Below are 20,242 nucleotides of genomic sequence, written 5' to 3'. Positions count from 1 at the left end.
CGGCCAGGCCGGGCGCGGCCGCCGGGGCGGCTGGGCGGGCGAGGCGGCGGAGGCCGCCGAGATCGCGCCGCTGCGCGCCCTGCGCGGCCTCGGCAACCTCGACATCCGGATCTAGGGGAGCGGCCGATGCGCGAGATGTGGTTCGGTGAGGTTTCTCAATCCCTTGCGGGGCGAGGCTCGCAGCCTGCGCGAGGCCGCGCGCCCGTCGATGCGGCGCGCGAACGGGTGCCGGCAAGGCCTTTCAACACAACGATCCTTCGGGCTTGCGCGTCCGCGCGGATATAATCGGGAGACAGCGCTATGACCTCGGGCATCTCGAGCATCGCCAGCAGCACGACCGCCGCGACCAGCACCGGCACGAGCGCGCAGGAGATCGCGGGCAACTTCACGCAGTTCCTGACGCTGCTCACCACGCAGCTCAAGAACCAGAACCCCCTCGATCCGATGGACACCAACCAGTTCACCCAGCAGCTGGTGCAGTTCGCCGGCGTGGAGCAGCAGCTCAAGACCAACGACCGGCTCGACAACATCCTCACCAGCAGCAAGGCGGCGAGTTCGGCGACGGCCACGAGCTATATCGGGCAGGCCATCACCGCTGACGGCCTCAGCGCCGACCTGACCTCCGGCGGCAGCGCGAGCTGGACCCTGAACGCCGCCCGCGCCGCCACGAAGGCCGTGGTCACCATCCTCGATTCGAAGAGCAATGTCGTCGGCACGCAGACCACGTCGCTGACGGCCGGCAGCCAGGCCTTCACCTGGAACGGGCGCACCGCCTCCGGCATGAACGCACCCGCCGGCACCTACACGATCAAGGTGAGCGCCCAGGACGCCACCGGCGCCAGCGTCACCGTCGACACCAGCACCAGCGGCACGGTGAGCCAGGTCGACCTCAGCGGCGCCGCGCCCGTCCTGCTCGTCGGAAGCAAGCGCATCCCCCTGTCGAGCGTGCAGAGGGTCGGGTTGTCCACAACGGCGGGATAGCGATTCAAATCGGCGAGACCGGTTTCAAGGTCTCTTAAGTGGCCTCACTTAGGTTGAACCCTCGACAGGTCAGTCGAGTGTAGAGCGTATCATGACCGAACCGCACCGCCCGAGAGTGAAGTATGTGATCGGGCCCGATGGCAGCCCCCTGACCATCGCCGATCTTCCGCCGCCCTCGACCCGCCGCTGGGTGATCCGGCGCAAGGCCGAGGTCGTGGCCGCGGTGCGCGGCGGTCTCCTCAGCCTGGAGGAGGCCTGCAAGCGCTACACGCTGACCACCGAGGAATTCCTGAGCTGGCAGTTCTCCATCGACCAGCACGGTCTCGCCGGCCTGCGCACCACGCGCATCCAGCATTACCGGCACTGATCCGGGCCCTCCCGTGATGCTGCGCGAAGCCCCGCCCGTCCCTGACGGCGGGGCTTCGGCGCTTGCGGGCCGGGCCAGGGCTTCCGTCTTGGCGGCCCGCATTAACCGGCTGCTAACCACGTGCCCGGCAATTCTTGCCGAGCGGCCCGGCGGGCGGGCCGGCTGCGGGTGGGCGCGTCAACATCGTGAAGCCGGTTCTCGATCTCGTCGCGAAGCTCGGACCGGCCCGCCTCGCTGCCATGGGCGCGGTCACGCTGACGCTCATCGGCTTCTTCGCCTTCATCATCCTGCGGGTTTCGCGCCCCGATATGGGGGTGCTGTTCGCGGACCTCTCGGCCCAGGATTCCGCGGCCGTGATCCGTGAGCTCGATGCGCGCGGCATCCGCTACGAGTCCCGCGGCGATACCGGCCAGACCGTGATGGCGCCGCGTCCGGACCTCGCCCGGCTGCGCATGGATCTCGCCGGCAAGGGCCTGCCGAGCCAGGGCGGCGTCGGCTACGAGATCTTCGACAAGGGCGACGCCTTCTCGTCCACGAACTTCGTCCAGAACGTGAATCATCTGCGGGCGCTCGAGGGCGAGCTGGCCCGTTCCATCCGCGCGATCGGCCGGGTCCAGGCGGCGCGCGTCCACCTTGTGATGCCCGAGCGGCGGCTGTTCGAGCGCGACCGCGAGGCGCCCTCGGCCGCCATCGTGCTGAAGCTGATGGGCGATCTCGATCCCGGCCAGGTCCGCGCGATCCGGCATCTCGCCGCCTCCTCGGTGGAGGGCCTGCGTCCCGACCGGGTCTCGATCGTGGACGAGCGCGGACGGCTGCTCGCCGACGGGGCCCGCGGCGCCGAGGTGGAGGCGGGCGCGGCCTTCGAGGAGAAGCAGGTCGGCCTCGAGCGGCGCCTGCGGTCCCAGATCGAGGAGATCGTCGCCGGCATCGTCGGGCCGGGCCGGACGCGGGTCCAGGTCTCGGCGCAGCTTGACACCAACCGGATCGAGAGCCGCTCCGAGACCTTCGACCCCGAGAGCCGTGTCGTCCGATCGAGCCAGACCCGCACCGAATCCGCGCTCACCGGCGGCGGCGAGGGGCAGGTCACGGTCGGCAACGAGCTGCCCGGCGCCAACCAGGACAAGCCGCAGGCCCAGAAGGACCAGACTAGCAAGAACGAGGAGACCACGAATTACGAGATCTCCCGCGTCACCAAGACGGAGGTGACGGAGGGCGGCCGGATCAAGCGGCTCTCCGTGGCGGTGCTGGTCGACGGAACCTACGCGCCGGGGCCGGACGGCAAGCCGGCCTACAGCCCGCGCCCGGCGGCCGAGATCGAGCGGATCACCGCCCTCGTGCGCAGCGCGGTCGGCTTCGACAAGGCCCGGGGCGACCAGATCGAGGTGGCCAATCTCCGGTTCGCCGAGGCGCCGCCGGTGCCGGATTTCGGCGAGCCGACCCTGGTGCAGTCGCTTCTCTCTCCCTCCAAGGAGGATGTGATGCGGCTCGTGGAGCTCGGCGTGCTGGCGCTCCTCACCCTGGTGGTGCTGCTCGCCGTGGTGCGTCCCCTGCTGCGGCAGGTGCTCGCCGCCGATCCGGACGCGCCCGAGGCGCTGATCGCCGGCCCGGGCGGCATCGCGGAGGGCGGCGCGCCGGGCGCGGCGACGCTGACGATCACCACCGACAACCCGGCGACCCGGCTGATGGAATACGCGAAGATCAACGGCCAGGTGCAGGCCGAGACGGTGCAGCGCGTGGTCGACATGGTCCGGGCGAGCCCGAGCGAGACGGCCGAGGTGCTGCGCAACTGGATCCAGGAAAGCTGAGCGGCCTTGGGCCGGGTGTGACGAGGAGAGCGAAGCGATGGCGGCGGGTGCGGGACTGGCGGGAATGCTGCAGGCGGCGGGAGGCGAATCCTTCGCCGCCATGTCCGGCGTCCAGCGTGCCGCGGCCATGCTGCTGCTGCTCGGCGAGACCGATGGTGCGCCGATCTGGCAGCTCCTGGAGGAGGACGAGGTCAAGAAGGTCTCGCACGCCATGGTGCAGCTCGGCTCCCTCGAGGCCGAGACGGTCGACAAGCTGATCATCGACTTCGTCTCGCGCCTGTCGAACAGCGGCGGCATCTCGTCGAACTTCGAGCGGACCGAGTCGCTCCTGCTGAAGATCTTCCCGAGCGAGCAGGTCTCCGCCATCATGGCCGAGATCAAGGGCGCGTCGGGCAAGCGCGTCTGGGCCTCGATCGCCCAGGTCGATCCGGAGATCCTCGCCTCGTTCCTGCGCAACGAGTACCCGCAGACGGTGGCCGTGGTGCTCTCGAAGGTGCGCTCGGACTACGCCGCCAAGGTGCTCACCATCCTGCCCGAGGAGTTCGCCATCGACGTGCTCAGCCGGATGCTGCGCATGGAGACGGTGCAGAAGGAGGCCCTGCGCCACATCGAGGAGACGCTGCGCGTCGAGTTCGTCACCACCATCGCCCAGACCCAGCGCCGCGACGCGCACGAGCTCATGGCCGACGTGTTCAACGCCTTCGACCGGCAGACGGAGGGGCGCTTCCTCGCCGCCCTCGACCAGGCCAATCGCGGCTCGGCCAAGCGCATCCGCGAGCTGATGTTCACCTTCGAGGACCTGCTCAAGCTCGATCCCGGCAGCGTCCAGACCCTGATGCGCAAGGTCGACAACGACACCCTGTGCCGGGCGCTGAAGGGCGCCAACGAGCGGGTGCGGGCCTTCTTCATGGGCCAGATGTCGACCCGCGCCGCCAAGAACCTCACCGACGAGATGGCCTCGCTCGGCCCGATCCGCCTCAAGGAGGTCGATGAGGCGCAGGCCAAGATGACCGAGGTGGCCAAGGAGCTGGCCGAGAAGGGCGAGATCATGATCGCCAAGAACAGCGCCGAGGAGGAGCTGGTCTATTGAGCGCGACCCCGTTCCTGTTCGACACCGATTTCCGCAAGCCGAAGGCCAACCCGGCGGCCGTCCGCGCCGCCGAGGAGGCCGCCCAGGCCGCGGCCGAGGCCCATGCGCGCGGCCTGGAGGCGGGCCGCGCGGAGGGCCGCGCCGAGGTTCAGGCCCAGCTCCAGGCCCGGCTCGCGGACGCGATGAACCGTCTGAGCCTGTCGCTGGCGGGGCTCCTGGCCCAGGCGGATGCCCGCGAGGCCGAGCGGGAGGCGCAGGCCATGGAGGTCGCCGTCCTGCTCGCCCGCCGCATCGCCGGCGAGGCCCTCGACGCGCATCCCGTGGCCGCGATCGGCGAGGCGGCGCGGCACGCCCTGCAGCATCTGCGCGGCGTGCCCCATCTCGTGGTGCGCGTGCAGGAGGGCCTGGTCGAGGAGACCGAGGCGCTGATGCGCCGGCTCGCGCGTGAGCGCGGCTACGAGGGCCGCCTCGTGGTGCTGGGCGAGCCCGATCTCGCGCTCGGCGACGCCCGCATCGAGTGGGCCGATGGCGGCGTGGTGCGCGCGCGCGACCGCCTCGAAGCCGAGATCGACGCGGCCATCGCCGCCTGCCTCGGCACCGTCCCCGACCCGACCGAACCGGCGAGTTTCTGATGTCCGACGATTTCAGCCTGCCCCAGCTCGGCGACTTCGATCCGAGCCTCGCGACGGACTCGATCCGCGACGCGCCGACCACCCCGAAATCCGCCGCCGACCTCGAGCAGCTCTTCGACGTGCCCGTGATGGTCTCGGCCGTCCTCGGCAAGTCGCGCATGCCGATCGGCGACCTCCTGCGCCTCGGCCCCGGCGCGGTGCTGGAGCTCGACCGCAAGGTCGGCGAGGCGATCGACATCTTCGTGAACAACCGCCTCGTCGCCCGCGGCGAGGTCGTCCTCGTCGAGGAGCGCCTCGGGGTGACGATGACCGAGATCGTCAAGGGCGAGAACTAAGTTTCGCGGAGACGATCCCGATCGCGTCGCAATCGGGATCGTCTCCAGGTCATTGTTTTTACACGCGCTCTTCAGCCGAACCGATACCCGCTTCGGCTGAAGAGCGCTCTGGGGTTCACGCCCGGCCCCGTGGCCGGGTGCCGACAGGATGCGGAGTGCCCGATGCGGCTCCTGATGATCGGACGGCTCAACGGCGAGCTCGTCACTGCCTCGAAGATCGCCATGCAGCGCGGCGCCGCCGTGACCCAGGCGGACGCGATCCCGCAGGGGCTGACGGTCCTGCGGGCGCGCGGCGCGGACCTGATCATGATCGATGTGGGTCTCGACATCCGCGCCCTGGTGGCAGCGCTGGAGGAGGAGCGCATCCGCACGCCGGTGATCGCCTGCGGCGTGGCCGCCGATGCCCGCGCGGCGGTGGCCGCGATCCAGGCGGGCGCCAAGGAATATGTGCCCCTTCCCCCCGATCCCGAGCTGATCGCCGCGGTGCTGGAAGCCGTCTCGGCCGACAGCCGCGCCTTCGTCTGGCGCGATCCCGCGATGGAGCGGGTGGTGCGCCTCGCCGAGCAGGTCGCCCGCTCGGAGGCCTCGGTGCTGATCACCGGCGAGAGCGGCACCGGCAAGGAGGTGCTCGCCCGCCACGTCCATGCCCGTTCGAACCGGGCGGCCAAGCCCTTCGTCTCGGTGAACTGCGCCGCGATCCCCGAGGCCCTGCTCGAATCCGAGCTGTTCGGCCACGAGAAGGGCGCCTTCACCGGCGCGGTGGCGCGGCGCATCGGCCGGTTCGAGGAGGCGAATGGCGGCACGCTGCTCCTCGACGAGATCTCCGAGATGGATGTCCGCCTGCAGTCGAAGCTGCTGCGGGCGCTGCAGGAGCGCGTGATCGACCGGGTCGGCGGCACGGCCCCGGTCAAGGTCGATATCCGGGTGCTCGCCACCTCGAACCGCAACCTTGCCGAGGAGGTCCGCAAGGGCACCTTCCGCGAGGACCTGTTCTACCGGCTCAACGTCGTCCATCTGCGCCTGCCGGCCCTGCGCGAGCGCCCGGCCGACATCCTGGAACTCGCCGGCCATTTCGCCAAGAAATACGCCGCGGTGAACGGCCTGCCCCTGCGCCCGCTCTCGGCCGAGGCGCGGAGCATCGTCACGCGCAATCCCTGGCGCGGCAACGTGCGCGAGCTGGAGAACACGCTGCACCGGGCAGTCCTGCTGGCGAGCGGGTCCGAGATCGGCGTCGAGGCGATCCTGACGCCGGAGGGCGACGCGATCGCCGCGGCCGACGGGCCCGCTGTCCGGGCGGCGCAGGTCGCCGAGGCGGCCACGCGCGGCCTTGTCGGGCGCACCGTCGCCGAGGTCGAGCGCGACCTCATCCTCGACACCCTCGACCATTGCCTCGGCAACCGCACCCACGCGGCCAAGATCCTCGGGATCTCGATCCGGACGCTGCGCAACAAGCTCAACGAATATGTCGAGGCCGGTCTGGAGGTGGCCGAGCCGGGCGGCGTGCGCGCCCTGGCTGCCTACGGGTAGAGCGAAGCCCCCGACGGCATCATCCCTGCCGCGGGGTGCCGGGGTGCGGCCCCGGCCCATCGGCGCCCCTGCGGGCCTCAGTTCCGCCCGCGGCCGGAGCGGGTCTCGGCATAGGCCTTGTTCTGGACGGCGAGCGCCTCGTCCAGCTTGCGCATCGCCTCCGCCCGGGCGATGTCCGCCTCGACGTCGCGGATCGTCTCCTCGACGAGGTGGTTCTGCAGGGCGAGCCGCGGGTCGTCGTCGGCCAGGTTCTCGCGTTCCTGCAGGCGCCGCACCGCTTGGCGCACGACGCCGTAGACGGCCTCGCGCTCGGCGCGGTTCATCGTCGGCTTCACGGCTTGAGCGACGAGTTCGGAGAAATCCGCCATCTGTGTTCGGTCAGGGTCTTCGGACGGGCACGCGTCTCAGTGCAAGCCCGGGGCCCGCATGGCAAGACTCTTCGGCAAGGACCTTCGGCAAGAGCCGTCGGCAAGGACCTGCCGCGGGGAGGCCTCCGGCCGGTGCCTTCGGGCACCGGCCCCGGACGCGCCGACGCCCGGCCTCAATCAGAGACGCTGATCCCGCACGCCGGCCACCACCAGCGAGACCGAGCTCCAGACCACGAGGAAGCAGAAGAACGCGACGAACAGGGCGTGCCAGCGCATCGGGTAGAGCGTGTCGAGGGGGAGGACCGGCGGCACGAAGATCGCGAGGAAGATCTGCTGCTTGTCGGCGCTCACGCGGGCCCGGTCGAGGAGGTTGATCGCCGACTCGTTGAGCTTCTCCGCGATGGTGCGCTCGACGACGAGCCCTTCATACTCGAGCAGCGCGTTCGCCATGGTCGGCGTTCCGTCGCTGTTGAGGCCGTCGCGGGTGAGCTGCTCCTGCAGATCCTTGATCTGGTGATCGACGGCCGCGACGTTCGCGACCAGCACCTGGATCGAGCGCGACTTCTCGTCGAGGTTCGAGGCCCGCAGCACCTGGAGGTCGTTCTCGTTCTTGAACTTCTCTTTGCGCAGGCTGAGCAGGGTCGTCATCGTGCTCTCGGCCGACTTGATCGGGTCGATGATGCCCCAGCGGTTGCGGAAGGATTGGAGCGCCATGTAGGCGTTGCGCAGGCGCACCTGCGCGGTCTCGGCATCCACCTTGGCCTGCGCCAGCATGTCGGCCTTGGCGTTCTTGTTGATCTCGTTGATCAGCGTCTCGGCGCGGGCGACGATGTCCTGCGCGATGGTCAGCGCGTCCTGCGGGGTGAAGGCCCGGACCGTGAGCTGGGTCACGCCGGAGATCGCGTCGATATTCGCCTCGACATGGCGGCGCCAGTACTTGGTCAGCTCCTCGACGGGCTCCTTCGGGTCGAAGCGCGTCCAGAAATCCGCCTCCGGACGGGAGAAGAGCTGCGAGATCTGACGCTTCTTCTCCATCTCCTCGACCAGAGCCCGGCTGCGGATGAAGTCGCGGACGATGTAGCTGTCCTGACTGTTGTGCTTGTGGATCATGGTCGAGTATTCGCCGAGGCCGACATCTTCCATCGGCTCGACGTTGCCGCGCACGGCGAAGCGCGCCTCGGCGATGTACTGGTCGGAGGCGAACACGAACAGGTAGACCGCCACCACCGCGGTCGGCAGCAGGACGAAGGTCGCGAAGCGCCACACCACCATCCGGGCGTAGCTGACCGGGGCGGCGTCGGCCGGGCGCAGGCCCGGCAGGCGGGTCCAGGCCAGCCGCTCGCGCACCCGCCGTGCCAGGGCCCGGCTCCGCTGCGACGGGATCGGCTCGATCGTCTGCGCGCCGCGCCGGACCTCGGTGAGGGAGCGCTGCGCGAAGTCGATGATGCCGCGAACCCGGTCGCTCTGCTTGACGTCCTCGACGCTCATCCGGTGCTTGTCCTGGGGATCGGTGCCGGCCGCGCCCCGTCGCGGCGGAGGCGGCCGTCAGGTCTTCGAAGTCCCGTTCTTTTCGGCCCTTTTTAAGGCATCCCGGGCTGCGCTGCCGTGTCCGTTGCACCGCAGCGGCCCGGCGCTGTAGGCCGCGTCGATGATCCCCGCGACGAGCCCCGACGACAGGCGACCGCCCGAGATGCACCGGCCCGCGACGGCTGCGCCTGCGGGGCCCCTCCCCCGTGACCCGGCATTCCCGGCCGCAGCGACCGCGGCCGATTCCCGGTGCCGCACGGCGAAGGCCAAGCCCGCGGAGGTCGTGCTGGTCTGCCGCAAATGTGCGAAGCGCGCCGGGATCTCGCGGAAGGCGGCGCTGCGGCTCGCCAAAGCGGCGGCCAAGGCGGCGGCCAAGGCGGCCGCGAAGGAGGCGGGGGCAATCCGATCGTCCGGCGTCAGTTCGGCGTCGGCGAGGGCGGTGAGGGTCGTCGAGACCGGCTGCCTCGGTCCCTGCCCCAAGCGGCTGATCGCGGTCGCGACCGGGGCGAGCCTCGCGGCGGGCCGGGTCGCGCTGCTCGATCCGCGCGCCGATCCGCCGGCCGCCCTCCCCGATTTCGGCCCCAATGGCGCGCTACCGGCGCCCGCGGAAGCCGGCCTGCGCAGCGGGGCGCACGGATCGGCCCGCGACCACCAGACCTGACGACCGCGCCCCGATCCCCGATCTGACCGTGCGAGCCGAGACCGTGCGAGAGCCGACCCAGCCGGGAGGGACCCGGTCCGTGACCGAGACCCGGAGCGGGCTCGCCCGCGCGCTCCTGCGCCGCCTGCCGCTTCTCGGCACCCTGATCGGCCTCGGGCTCGCCGCCTGGCTCGTCGCCACCAACGATCTCTCCGCCGTGGCCGCAGCCTTCGGGCGGATCGGGTTCGCGGGGCTTGCCGGGATCGTGCTGGTACGGGCTCTCATCGTGTTCCTGTGCGGGCTCGCCTGGGCGCGCCTCCTCGACGGGCTCTCACCCGTGCGGACGGGCCCCTTCGTGGTGCTGCGCTACGTGCGCGAGGGCATCAACGTGCTGCTCCCCGTGGCCTCGATCGGCGGCGACGTGCTGGGCGGGCGCCTGCTGACCTTCTGGGGCGTCGCGGGCGCCCTCGCCACGGCCTCGATCCTCGCCGACATGCTGATCCAGGTCGGCAGCCAGGCCCTGTTCGCGGCGCTCGGAGCCGTGCTGCTCATGCAGCTCGACGGGGAGCCCGCCGCCCGGCTCGCCGCCTGGATGCTGCGCGCCCTCGCGGTCGCCGGCCTCGTCGTTGCAGCCTTCTTCGCCGTGCAGCGGGTCGGCGCCGCCCGCTTCATCGAGGAGCGGCTCGCCGCCGTCGGACGCCGCTTCGCGCGGGCGGCAGAGCCGGGCCAGGCGGGCGCGGCGCCCGCGACCATGCGCGTGCAGGAGGCCCTCGACGCGGTCTGGCACGGCGGCCGGCGCGGGCGAATCGCGCAGGCCTTCGTCCTGCATCTCCTGGCCTGGATGCTGGGGGCGGCGGAGATCTGGATCGCGCTCACCTGCATCGGCATCGATGGGGTGAGCCTCGCCGAGGTGCTGGTGATCGAGGCGCTCAGTCAGGCTATCAAGTCGGCGGCCTTCCCCGTGCCGAGCGGGCTCGGCGTTCAGGAGGGGGGCTTCGTCGTGGTCTGCGCGCTGTTCGGCATCGATGCCGGCACGGCCATCGCCCTGTCCCTCGCCAAGCGCGTGCCGGACGTGGTCCTGGGCCTGCCCGCGCTCCTCGTCTGGCAGAACATCGAGGCGCGCCGGGCGACGGTGCAGCCGCCGGAGGCCCCGTGAGCCCGCTCCTGCGACGTGCGGGCCCTGCCGGGCTCGCCCTCCTCTGCCTCGCCGGGCCGGCCGCCGCCCAGAGCGTCACCGTCGATCTCGGCGCGGGCGGCGTCACCGAACGGGCGCTCCAGCTCGTTGCGCTGATCACGGTCCTGGCGCTCGCGCCCTCCGTGCTCGTGATGGCCACCGCCTTCACCCGCATCGTCGTGGTGCTGTCGATCCTGCGCTCGGCGCTCGGCACCCAGACCGCCCCGCCCACCGCGGTGATCATCAGCCTCGCCCTGTTCCTGACCGCCTTCGTGATGGCGCCGACCGGCCGCGAGGCCTATCGCGCCGGCATCGAGCCGCTGGTCGCCGGGCAGATCAGCCAGACCCAGGCCTTCGACCGCGCCTCGGCCCCGTTCAAGACCTTCATGCTGAAGAACGTGCGCGAGAAGGACCTGAAGCTCTTCATCGACATGGCCCGCATCCCGGTGCCGCAGGGGCCCGAGCAGCTCGGCCTGGAGATCGTCACCCCCGCCTTCATGATCTCCGAGCTGCGGCGGGCCTTCGAGATCGGCTTCCTGCTGTTCATTCCCTTCCTGATCATCGACCTCGTCGTCGCCTCGGTGCTGATGGCGGTGGGCATGATGATGGTGCCGCCGGCCTCGGTGGCGCTGCCCTTCAAGCTGATCTTCTTCGTGCTGGTGGATGGCTGGGGGCTCGTCGCCGGCTCGCTGGTGCAGAGTTACGGCGGGTGACGCATGCCCGGAAACCGCCTCGCCTCCCCGTCCCGATCGTGTAAGACGGCGCCATGACCACGCATTCTCCCCGCGACGCGAAGGGCCGGCCCCGGGTCGCTGTCACCGGCATCGGTCTCGTCACCTCGCTGGGCCGGGGCCAGGACGAGAACTGGGCGGCGCTCACCGCCGGCCGCTCCGGCATCCACGCGATCCGGCGCTTCCCCACCGACGGCCTGCGCACCCGCATCGCCGGCACCGTCGACTTCCTCGACACCGACCCGCTGGTGGCGCCGCTCCTCTCCGAGCGCTTCGCGGCGATCGCCGCCGATGAGGCCGTGGGCCAGGCCGGCATCGGGGCGGCGGCCGACTTCCCCGGCGCCCTGTTCATCGCCGTGCCCCCGGTCGAGATGGAATGGCCGCAGCGGCAGGCGCTGGCCGAGGCCGCGGCGAGCCAGGGCGAGATCGGCTACGGCGACCTGCAGCGGGCGGCGGCGAGCCGGGCCTTCGACGGCTGGCACGACCTCTTCATCTTCGGCACCGTGGCCGAGCGCATCGCCGAGCGCTTCGGGACCAAGGGCTCGCCGATCTCGCTGTCGACCGCCTGCTCGTCGGGGGCGACCGCGATCCAGCTCGGCGTCGAGGCCATCCGCCGCGGCGAGATGACGGCCGCGCTCTGCATCGGCACGGACGGCTCGGTGAACCCGGAATCGCTGATCCGCTTCTCGCTGCTCTCCGCGCTCTCCACCCAGAACGACCCGCCGGAGGGCGCCTCGAAGCCCTTCTCGAAGAACCGCGACGGCTTCGTCATGGGCGAGGGAGCCGCCGCCCTGGTGCTGGAGGACGAGGCCGCCGCCAAGGCGCGCGGCGCGACGATCCTCGGCTACGTGCTCGGCTGCGGCGAGAAGGGCGACGGCTTCCACCGTACCCGCTCCAGCCCGGACGGGGCGCCGATCCTGGCGGCCATCCGCGCGAGCCTGGAGGATGCCGGCCTCGGGCCCGACGCGATCGACACGGTCAACGCCCACGGCACCTCGACGCCGGAGAACGACCGGATGGAGGCCCTCGGCCTCGCCGCGGTGTTCGGAGACTTGATCGGCCGCATCCCGGTCACCTCGAACAAGTCGATGATCGGCCACACGCTGACCGCGGCCGGCGCCATCGAGGCCGCCGTCTCGCTGCTCACCATCCGGCACGGGCGCATCCCGCCGACCATCAACTACGCGGTGCCCGATCCGGCGCTCCCCCTCGACATCGTCGCCGAGGCCCGCGACGTGCCGGTCGCACGGGTGCTGTCGAACTCCTTCGGCTTCGGCGGCCAGAACACCTGCCTCGTCCTCGGGGCGGAGCCGGCATGAGCGCGCAGATGAGCGCGGGCGGCCAGCGCCGCGTCCTCGTCACCGGGGGCGCCGGGGGGCTGGGCTCGGCGATCGTGCGGGCGCTCGCCGCGGCCGGCCACGCGGTCGATTTCACCTACCGCACCTCCGCCGCCGAGGCCGAGGCGCTCGCCGCCGACCTCGGCGCCACCGCCCTACCCCTTGACCTCGCCGACCGGGCTGCCCTCGACGCCTTCTGCGGGACGGCGGAGGAGCGCGGCTATTACGGCCTCGTCCACAATGCCGGCCAGTCGGCGGACGCCCTCGCCCTGATGCTCGACCAGGACCGGCTCGAGGCGGCGATGCAGGTCAATTTCTACGCGCTGACCCGGCTGGCCAAGGCGCTGACCCGCGGCATGATCCGGGCGCGCGCCGGCCGCATCGTCGCGATCGGCTCGGTGGCGGCGCTCCGGGCCAATGCGGGCAACGCGGCCTATGCGGCCACCAAGGGCGCGCTGATCGCCTATTGCCGGACGCTCGCCATCGAATCGGCCAAGCGCGGCGTCACCGTCAACGTGATCGCGCCGGGCTTCATCGACACGAAGATGATGGCGCCCTACGCCGCCCACCGCGCCGGCATGGAGCGCCAGATCCCGGCCGGCCGCTTCGCCGACCCGGCTGAGGTAGCCGCGCTTGCGCGCTTCCTGATGGAGGATGCGGCCGGCTACATCACCGGTGCGGTCCTGCCCGTCGATGGCGGCCTGACCGCGATGATGGGCGTGCACCGCGCCTGAGATCCGCGATGCGCCCGCTCCCCCTCCTCGCCCTTCTCGTCCTCGCCGGCCCGGCCGCGGCCGAGCCGCAGAGCTACCGCCTCGACGGGCTGCCCCGCGGCGAGAGCCTGAGCATCCGCGCCGAGCCCGATCCCTCCGCCGAGGTGGTCGGCGAGATCCGCTCCCGCGCCCTCGTCTTCGGCTGCACCAACGACACGCCGAGCCGCACCACGTGGTGCCGCGTCAAGGTCGGCCCGACGCTCGGCTGGGCCCGGCGGCGCTACCTCGCGCCCGAATAGGGCGCCGCTTCCCGAGGATCCTTCCGAGGAACTGCCCATGCAAGCCCTGCAACTCTTCGGCGACCGCGACCTGCGCCTGACGGAGGTGGCCGACGCGCCCGCCCCCGGTCCCGGCGAGGTGCGCGTGCGGATCCGCGCGGTCGGCCTCAACTTCATCGACGTCTGGGGCTTCCGCGGCATGGCCTTCGCCAAGCGCAGGCTCCCCCTGACGGTGGGCGCCGAGGGGGCGGGCGAAGTCGCCGCCCTCGGCGCCGGCGTGACCGGCCTTGCGGTCGGCGACACCGTCGCCCTCTACGGTGCGAAGACCTGCGGCCACTGCCACGCCTGCGAGCAGGGCCGCGACAACCTCTGCGAGGAGGTCGGCGGCGTCTTCGGCTTCCACATCGACGGCTTCGCGAGCGAATACGTCACGGTGCCCGCCCGCCTCGCGGTCAAGGCGCCGGAGGGGGTGAGCTTCACCGACGCCGCCTGCGCCGGCATCGCCTTCGGTACCGTGCAGCACATGCTGTTCGACAATGCGCGGCTGGAGCCCGGCGAGAGCATCCTCGTTCATGCCGGCGGCTCGGGCATCGGCACCAGCGCCATCAAGATGGCCAAGGCGATCGGCTGCACGGTCTACACGACCGTCGGCGACGACGAGAAGGGTGCCAGGGCCGCCGCTCTCGGCGCCGACCACGTCGTGAACTACCGGACCGAGCGCTTCGAGGGCGAGGTGCGGCGCCTGACCAAGCGCAAGGGCGTCGACGTGGTGTTCGAGCATGTCGGGCCCGACACCTGGAACGGCTCGCTCCTCTGCCTGAAGCGCGGCGGGCGCCTCGTGACCTGCGGATCGACCTCCGGGGTCTCGACCACGATGAACCTGATGCAGCTGTTCCAGCAACAGTACCGCATCACCGGCTCGTTCGGTTGCCGCATCGAGAACATCCGCCAGTCGCTCGACAAGATGGCCGCCGGGCTCACGCCGGTGATCGACACGGTGTATCCGCTTGGGGACTTCGCGGCGGGGCTGGAGCGGCTCGAATCGCGCAAGGTCTTCGGCAAGATCCTTGTGACGCTCTGATCCTTTTCTCTCGGACGCGAAGATGGTCTAAGGCGATTCGCGGCGGCCCGGACCGCCGCGGCTCCGCGTTCCGGTGCGGTTGGGGGCATCCGCCGGACGCGTCGACCTGGCCGCTGGGGCCAGGGCGCTGCAGCCTGTACAAGCTTCGCCGTGGGCGCCCGAGTCGCCTGGAGTCTCCGCGTGTTGCGTCTCGCCCTCGTCCTGAAGCGCTCATTCCCGCGACTCGCGGGCTACGCCATGCTGCCGCTGATCGGTGCGCTGTTCCATCTGGCGCGCCGGCTCGGGCCCGAGCGCGCGGCCGATCTGGGCGGGGCGCTCCTGCGCGGCCTGGGGCCCTACCTGCCCGTGCACCGCACCCTGATGGCGAACCTGCGCGCCGCCTTTCCCGAGCGTGGCTCTGACGAGCTGCGAGAGATCGCCCGCGCCGCCTGGGACAATCTCGGGCGCACCGGCGCCGAATACGCCCATCTCGACACCCTGTTCGATTACGATCCGGAGATTCCCGAGACGCAGCGCATGGAGGTGGTCGGCCTCGAGCACTTCTACGCGCTGCGTGACGATGCCAAGCCGGGTCTGATCTTCTCGGCCCATCTCGGCAATTGGGAATTGCCGGCCATCGCCGCGGCGAAGTTCGGGCTGGAGGCCACCGCCGTCTACCGGGCGCCGAACAACCCGGCCGCGGCCAAGCTCGTCCGCACGGTGCGGCGCAAGACCATGGGCGGCCTCGCCGCCTCCGGCCCCGGCGCCGTCTTCGCCATGCAGGGCGTGGTGGAGCGTGGCGGCCATCTCGGCCAACTCATCGACCAGCACTTCACCCGCGGCGTGGTGGTGCGGTTCTTCGGGCAGCCCTGCCTCGCCAACCCGCTCCTCGCCAAGCTCGCCCGCCATCACGAATGTCCGGTCCACGGCGCCCGCGTGGTGCGTCTCGGGAACGGGCGCTTCCGCCTGGAGCTGACCCCACCCCTCGACCTGCCGCGTGACGCGGAGGGCCGGATCGAGGTGGCCGGCGCCATGCAGGCGATGACTGCGGTGGTGGAGTCCTGGATCCGCGAGGAGCCCGGCCAGTGGCTCTGGATGCATCGCCGCTGGCGCCCGGCCATGCTGCCCCGGTCCGCGGCGCCGGGCGCGATCGCGGCAGCACCGTCCGGCGAGGCCGGCCGCTCTCAAGCCAACGTGATTTCCCAAGACCGGTCGTGAGGCGCTGTGATGCGATGATGCTTCCGGCTCCTCGATACGCCGTCCTTGCGGGGGCGACCGCGCTTGCCCTGGCAGGGCTCTCCGCGCGGCCCGCCGGGGCAGAGCCCCTCCAGGCGGTGGTCGAGCTGTTCACGAGCCAAGGCTGCGTCGCTTGCCGCTCGGCCGACCCCGTGATCATTGACCTCGCGGCCCGGCCCGGCATCCTCGCTTTGACCCTGCCGGTGACCTACTGGGACTATCTCGGCTGGAAGGACACACTGGCGCTGCGGCCCTTCACCGAGCGCCAGCACGCCTATGCGGGCCTGAGCGGCGTGCGTCAGGTCTTCACACCCCAGGCGGTGGTCAATGGCGGCGCCTCCGCCATCGGCTCCGACCGCGACCGTCTCGATCGCATGCTGAGCGACGCCGGCAGCCAGGGCGGCCTTCCGGTGCCGGTGCGCGGCGAGGAGCGCGGCGACCGCATCCTGATCGATGTCGGGACCTCCGTCGCGCCGGCCAAGGCCGATGTCTGGCTGATCCCGATCTTGCGGCGCCGCCCGGTCTCGATCGAGCGCGGCGAGAGCCGGGGCCGGGTCGTCACCTACGTCAACGTGGCGCGCAGCCTGCAGCGCCTCGGCACCTGGACCGGCCAGCCCGTGCATATCGAGGTGCCGCGCGCCGCCGTGCGGGTCGCCGACGCCGATGCCTGGGTGGTGGTGCTGCAGGGAGCGAGCAACGGCAAGCCCGGCCGCATCTGGGGCGCCGCCAAGGGCCCGGGTCTCTAGAGCATTTTCCGCGGAAGTGGTTGCCGGTTCCGCGAAAGAAAATGCGGTCCATTCAATCAGTTCGATCGGGATCCCAAAGGGATCATCCCTTTGGCGGGGTATCGGGGCGGAGCCCCGACGTGGTTTCCCAGGGCTCTGCCCTGGACCCGCGAGAGGGGTGGCCCCTCTCGCCTCCCGGGACTTTATGGATCGAGCCCTTCCGCGAGCCGCCGCGCCGCGCGCAGCTTCTCGACGCGCGCCACCGAGAAGACCGAGGCCTCGTAGAGGAGGAGCATCGGGATCGCCAGGGAGAGCTGGGAGATCACGTCGGGCGGGGTGAGCACGGCGGCGGCCACGAAGACCAGCACGATGGCGTAGCGCCGCTTCTCGCGCAGGAAGGCCGCGTCGATGATCCCGACCTGGCCGAGCAGGGTCAGGATCACCGGGAGCTGGAAGGCGATGCCGAAGGCGAAGATCAGCGTCATGATCAGCGAGAGGTACTCGTCGACCTTCGGCAGCAGGGCGATGGTCGGCTCGCCGGCGACGCCCACCTGCTGCAGCGAGACCGAGAACTGGATCAGGAGCGGCATCGCCAGGAAGAACACCACCAGCGCGCCGAGCACGAAGAAGATCGGCGTGGCGACGAGGTAGGGCAGGAAGGCCTTGCGCTCGTTGCGGTAGAGGCCCGGCGCCACGAAGGCGTAGATCTGCGTCGCGACGATCGGGAAGGACAGGAAGGCCGCCCCGAAGACGCTGAGCTTGATGTTGGTGAAGACCTGCTCGAGGAAGTGCGTGGCGATGAGCTTCGCGTTCTCCGCACCCACAACCGAGACGTAGGGGTGCACGAGCACATTGTAGATCTGGCGCGAGAAGAAGAAGCACCCGAAGAACATCAGCACGAAGGCGATGAGCGACTTGATCAGCCGCGCGCGCAGCTCGATCAGGTGCTCGATGAGGGGCGCCCGCGAGGCCTCGATATCCGCCTCGTCCCGCTCGTCGATCATTGGCCGGCCGTCCCGGGCTTCGCCTCGCCGGCCGGGGCCGCGGGGACAGGATTGGAGGGCGCCGCGGGCGGTTCGGGGGCGCCGAAGGGGTCGTCGGCCGAGCCCGGCACGGGAAGCGGGGCCGCCTCCATCTCTGCGGGCCTCGGCACGTCGTAGCTGCCTGGGCTCGGTGCCGCCGGATGGGCCGGAGCCTCGGGACCAGGCTTGTGCGGATCCTGGCTCTTCTCCGCCCGGCCCTCGACGGCACCCTTCAACTCGTCGCGGATGGTTTGGACCGGGTTGAAGCCGGAGCCGGTCTTGCGCACGGTGTCGCGGATACCGTCGAACTCGCGGCGGGCCTCGTCGAGCTCGGCCTCGCGGATCGCCTCGTTGAACTGCGCCTGGAACTCGCCGGCCATACGGCGCAGCTTGCCCGTGACCTGCCCGACGGTGCGCAGGGCCTTCGGCAAGTCCTTCGGCCCGATGACGATGAGGGCGACGCCGCCGATCAGCATCACCTCGCCCCAGCTCATGTCAAACATCGTGCCGACGGTCCCGCTGCTCGGGCGCGCCGGGTCCCGGCGCGCCCCGGATGGGCCTCAAGCCCCCGGCCTTACACCAAGCCGCGGCCAGTGGAAGCCCGGATCCGGATCAGACCGGCTTGCGCTCACCGGCCGGCACATGGCTCGCGGGGACCGCGGTGCCGGGGCTGGACTCGGCCGTGTGAGGAATGGTGCGCACGGGCTCGGCCGGCGAGGCCGGCGTCGCCGTCGGAGCGGGCGCCTCGTCCTCGGCCATGCCCTTCTTGAACGCCTTGATGCCCTTGGCCACGTCGCCCATCAGGTCGGAGACCTTGCCGCGCCCGAACAGCAGCATCACCACGACGGCGACGATGACCCAGTGCCAGATACTCATGCTGCCCATGGCAACCTCTCCCGCGCCGCGCGAGAGACCTCCGCGCGGCGTCTCGACCCGAGACCGAAATTCGGGCCGAACCTAGGGACAGCGCCCCGCGAACACAAGGCGCGGGCGGCTCCGTGACGCGGGATGACGGCCGCGTGAACGGGGATTCCGGCTTCGTCAGGCTGCGGCGGAGAGCGCGGCGGCGAAACGGGCCCGGGCTTCCGGCAGGTCGAGACCCTCCCCGGCGGTGGCGAGGCGTGCGAGCGCGGCCTCCGCCCGGCGCGCGGCCTCGCCCGCGAGCAGCGGCGTCCCTTCGGCCGCTCCCCGCATCTCGGCCATGTCGCCGTTGCAATGGAGGGCCACGTCGATGCCCGCCGCGAAGGATGCCTCGGCCCGTTCCCGGAACGGGCCGGTCAGGGCATGCATCGAGAGGTCGTCGGTCATCAGCAGGCCGTCGAAGCCGATCGCGCCGCGGATCACCCGCTCGATCACGGTGCGGGACTGCGTCGCCGGGCGCTCCGGGTCGAGCGCGGTGAAGACCACGTGCGCGCTCATCGCCATGGGCAGATCGGCAAGCGCCCGGAACGGCACGAAATCCTGGGCTTCGAGGGTCCCGCGGTCGGTCTCGACTACGGGCAGGCCGTGATGGCTGTCGCAGGCGGCGCGGCCGTGGCCGGGGATGTGCTTCATCACCGGCAGCACGCCGCCGGCCATCAGCCCCTCGGCGACCGCGCGCCCGATCTCGGCCACCGCCGTCGGCGTGGTGCCGTAGGCGCGGTCGCCGATGATGTCGTGGGCGCCGGCCACCGGCACGTCGAGGACGGGCGCGCAATCGACGTTGATGCCGACATCGGCGAGGTCGTGGGCCATCAGCCGGGCGCCGAGGCGGGCGATGGCCGCGGCGGCCCCGTCGAAGCGGGCATAGGCGCGGCCCGCCGGATAGGCCGGCCAATGCGGCGGGCCCATGCGCTGCACCCGGCCGCCCTCCTGGTCGATCAGGATCGGCGCATCCGCCCGGCCGACGCAGTCGCGTAAGGAGCACGTGAGCGCGCGCACCTCGTCCGGCGTGCCGATGTTGCGCTTGAACAGGATGAAGCCCCAGGGCCGCACGTCGCGGAAGAAGGCGGCCTCCTCCGGGGTCAGGCTCCGGCCGGCGCAACCGAGGATCAGGGCACGGGAGGACATCGGGGCGGCTCGCGCGGTCGGCTCGGGTGGAATGGTGGCGTCCGGTTCGTCGGGGACGGAGGATCGGCCTTCGGCAGCGCCTCGGCAAGGCGAAACCAGGGCGGCCGGCGCGCCGGGGGGCGGAGAAGGCCCGGCTGTTGCGCCGCGGACTCTGCGCGGACAGTGCGGCCGTTCGAAGCCGGCCGCGTCGTTCGGCCGGATCGGCTCTGGGGTGGGATCCGGACCTCAGGCTCCGGCCGGCCTGCGGGATCGCCGCCCGGACGCGGTCCGGGCGGGATCAGGCGATCAGTTCTTGGCCACGAAGCACTGGCCGCCGGCGCCCTGCAGCTCGCTGCACAGGCTCGTCGCCTCGGCCTTGGCGAGCGGCCCGACGCGGACGCGGTAGATCGTCTTGCCGTTGACCTCGGCCTGGCGGATCAGCTCCGGCTTGCCCGCGAGCTGACTGTACTTGCGCTGCATGTCGCGGAACGCCGCCTGGGCGTCGCCGGCGCTGTTGCGCACGCCGAGCTGCACCGAGAAGCCGCCGACCGGCGCGTCGCTGACGGCGGGCGCCGCGCTGGCGGTGGTCGCCGCCGTGGTGGCGGGGGTATCCGCCGGGATCGGGGCGTCCGGCGAGGCGGAGGCGAGGCGCTGCGTCGCCTTCGG

The 20,242-nt window shown here is 71.4% G+C and carries 23 protein-coding genes; 16 read left to right on the top strand and 7 right to left on the bottom strand.

Annotated features, from left to right (window positions below; all coding sequences use genetic code 11):
* The first annotated feature begins 300 nt into the window (after positions 1-300).
* The 7 genes from MET9862_RS22440 (at position 301) to flbD (ending at position 6,737) form a co-directional block, all read left to right on the top strand.
* Entirely contained in the window at positions 301-981 is a 681-nt protein-coding gene (locus MET9862_RS22440) for a flagellar hook assembly protein FlgD (RefSeq protein ID WP_142585084.1), read from the top strand.
* Between the two features lie 91 nt (positions 982-1,072).
* Positions 1,073-1,348: a CtrA inhibitor SciP gene (gene sciP, locus MET9862_RS22435; protein ID WP_142585083.1), complete on the top strand. Its 276-nt coding sequence runs from the start codon at positions 1,073-1,075 to the stop codon at positions 1,346-1,348.
* A 185-nt stretch (positions 1,349-1,533) separates the two neighbouring features.
* Positions 1,534-3,153 carry a flagellar basal-body MS-ring/collar protein FliF gene (gene fliF, locus MET9862_RS22430; protein WP_142585082.1) on the top strand — a complete coding sequence of 540 codons (1,620 nt, stop codon included), beginning with the start codon at positions 1,534-1,536 and terminating at the stop codon, positions 3,151-3,153.
* A 37-nt stretch (positions 3,154-3,190) separates the two neighbouring features.
* Positions 3,191-4,243 carry a flagellar motor switch protein FliG gene (locus MET9862_RS22425; RefSeq protein ID WP_142585081.1) on the top strand — a complete coding sequence of 351 codons (1,053 nt, stop codon included), beginning with the start codon at positions 3,191-3,193 and terminating at the stop codon, positions 4,241-4,243.
* Positions 4,240-4,875: a FliH/SctL family protein gene (locus MET9862_RS22420; protein WP_142585080.1), complete on the top strand. Its 636-nt coding sequence runs from the start codon at positions 4,240-4,242 to the stop codon at positions 4,873-4,875. Before MET9862_RS22425 ends, MET9862_RS22420 begins: the two co-directional genes overlap by 4 nt.
* A complete protein-coding gene (fliN, locus tag MET9862_RS22415; RefSeq protein ID WP_142585079.1) occupies positions 4,875-5,210 on the top strand; it encodes a flagellar motor switch protein FliN in 336 nt (111 codons plus the stop codon). Before MET9862_RS22420 ends, fliN begins: the two co-directional genes overlap by 1 nt.
* Positions 5,211-5,372: 162 nt before the next feature.
* The gene (gene flbD / locus MET9862_RS22410) at positions 5,373-6,737 is read left to right on the top strand and encodes a sigma-54-dependent transcriptional regulator FlbD (RefSeq protein WP_142585078.1); all 1,365 of its coding nucleotides are present in this window, start codon (positions 5,373-5,375) and stop codon (positions 6,735-6,737) included.
* Positions 6,738-6,814: 77 nt separating this feature from the next.
* Here the strand turns inward: flbD and MET9862_RS22405 are convergent, their stop codons facing one another.
* Both MET9862_RS22405 and MET9862_RS22400 read right to left on the bottom strand, forming a co-directional pair.
* The gene (locus MET9862_RS22405) at positions 6,815-7,105 is read right to left on the bottom strand and encodes a hypothetical protein (RefSeq protein WP_142585077.1); all 291 of its coding nucleotides are present in this window, start codon (positions 7,103-7,105) and stop codon (positions 6,815-6,817) included.
* A gap of 177 nt (positions 7,106-7,282) precedes the next feature.
* Entirely contained in the window at positions 7,283-8,593 is a 1,311-nt protein-coding gene (locus MET9862_RS22400; RefSeq protein WP_142585076.1) for a KpsE/RkpR family capsule polysaccharide export protein, read from the bottom strand.
* Positions 8,594-8,915: 322 nt separating this feature from the next.
* On the opposite strand from MET9862_RS22400, the gene MET9862_RS22395 reads away from it, so the two are divergent.
* The 9 genes from MET9862_RS22395 (at position 8,916) to MET9862_RS22355 (ending at position 16,547) form a co-directional block, all read left to right on the top strand.
* Positions 8,916-9,293, top strand: a complete 378-nt coding sequence (locus MET9862_RS22395) for a hypothetical protein (RefSeq protein WP_244612852.1) — start codon at positions 8,916-8,918, stop codon at positions 9,291-9,293.
* Between the two features lie 79 nt (positions 9,294-9,372).
* The gene (locus tag MET9862_RS30245; RefSeq protein WP_244612851.1) at positions 9,373-10,428 is read left to right on the top strand and encodes a lysylphosphatidylglycerol synthase domain-containing protein; all 1,056 of its coding nucleotides are present in this window, start codon (positions 9,373-9,375) and stop codon (positions 10,426-10,428) included.
* Positions 10,425-11,159 carry a flagellar type III secretion system pore protein FliP gene (fliP, locus tag MET9862_RS22385; RefSeq protein ID WP_438616644.1) on the top strand — a complete coding sequence of 245 codons (735 nt, stop codon included), beginning with the start codon at positions 10,425-10,427 and terminating at the stop codon, positions 11,157-11,159. Before MET9862_RS30245 ends, fliP begins: the two co-directional genes overlap by 4 nt.
* A gap of 53 nt (positions 11,160-11,212) precedes the next feature.
* Positions 11,213-12,496 (top strand): beta-ketoacyl-ACP synthase, encoded by a 1,284-nt coding sequence (locus MET9862_RS22380; protein WP_142585074.1) that lies wholly within the window; start codon positions 11,213-11,215, stop codon positions 12,494-12,496.
* Positions 12,493-13,248: an SDR family NAD(P)-dependent oxidoreductase gene (locus MET9862_RS22375; RefSeq protein WP_142585073.1), complete on the top strand. Its 756-nt coding sequence runs from the start codon at positions 12,493-12,495 to the stop codon at positions 13,246-13,248. The genes MET9862_RS22380 and MET9862_RS22375 overlap by 4 nt, the downstream gene beginning before the upstream one ends.
* An 8-nt stretch (positions 13,249-13,256) precedes the next feature.
* Positions 13,257-13,526: an SH3 domain-containing protein gene (locus MET9862_RS22370; protein WP_142585072.1), complete on the top strand. Its 270-nt coding sequence runs from the start codon at positions 13,257-13,259 to the stop codon at positions 13,524-13,526.
* A gap of 37 nt (positions 13,527-13,563) precedes the next feature.
* Positions 13,564-14,586: a zinc-binding dehydrogenase gene (locus MET9862_RS22365; RefSeq protein WP_142585071.1), complete on the top strand. Its 1,023-nt coding sequence runs from the start codon at positions 13,564-13,566 to the stop codon at positions 14,584-14,586.
* 180 nt (positions 14,587-14,766) lie between these two features.
* Entirely contained in the window at positions 14,767-15,783 is a 1,017-nt protein-coding gene (locus MET9862_RS22360) for a lipid A biosynthesis lauroyl acyltransferase (RefSeq protein ID WP_142585070.1), read from the top strand.
* 14 nt (positions 15,784-15,797) lie between these two features.
* Positions 15,798-16,547: a DUF1223 domain-containing protein gene (locus tag MET9862_RS22355; RefSeq protein WP_142585069.1), complete on the top strand. Its 750-nt coding sequence runs from the start codon at positions 15,798-15,800 to the stop codon at positions 16,545-16,547.
* A gap of 182 nt (positions 16,548-16,729) precedes the next feature.
* Here the strand turns inward: MET9862_RS22355 and tatC are convergent, their stop codons facing one another.
* From tatC to MET9862_RS22330, 5 genes are all read right to left on the bottom strand, one after another.
* A complete protein-coding gene (gene tatC, locus MET9862_RS22350) occupies positions 16,730-17,530 on the bottom strand; it encodes a twin-arginine translocase subunit TatC (RefSeq protein ID WP_142585068.1) in 801 nt (266 codons plus the stop codon).
* Positions 17,527-18,051 carry a Sec-independent protein translocase protein TatB gene (gene tatB / locus MET9862_RS22345; protein ID WP_142585067.1) on the bottom strand — a complete coding sequence of 175 codons (525 nt, stop codon included), beginning with the start codon at positions 18,049-18,051 and terminating at the stop codon, positions 17,527-17,529. The genes tatC and tatB overlap by 4 nt, the downstream gene beginning before the upstream one ends.
* A gap of 109 nt (positions 18,052-18,160) precedes the next feature.
* Positions 18,161-18,433, bottom strand: coding sequence for a twin-arginine translocase TatA/TatE family subunit (locus MET9862_RS22340; protein WP_142585066.1), 273 nt, complete (start codon positions 18,431-18,433; stop codon positions 18,161-18,163).
* Between the two features lie 156 nt (positions 18,434-18,589).
* A complete protein-coding gene (gene nagZ, locus MET9862_RS22335) occupies positions 18,590-19,597 on the bottom strand; it encodes a beta-N-acetylhexosaminidase (protein WP_142585065.1) in 1,008 nt (335 codons plus the stop codon).
* Positions 19,598-19,882: 285 nt separating this feature from the next.
* Positions 19,883-20,242, bottom strand: a 360-nt coding sequence (locus tag MET9862_RS22330; protein WP_142585064.1) for an SPOR domain-containing protein, incomplete at its 5' end; no start/stop codon positions are given.

The organism is Methylobacterium symbioticum (assembly GCF_902141845.1).
GTDB classification, from domain to species: domain Bacteria; phylum Pseudomonadota; class Alphaproteobacteria; order Rhizobiales; family Beijerinckiaceae; genus Methylobacterium; species Methylobacterium symbioticum.
Note: the sequence above shows the minus strand (reverse complement) of the source record. Positions and strands in the feature narration are given on the sequence as shown.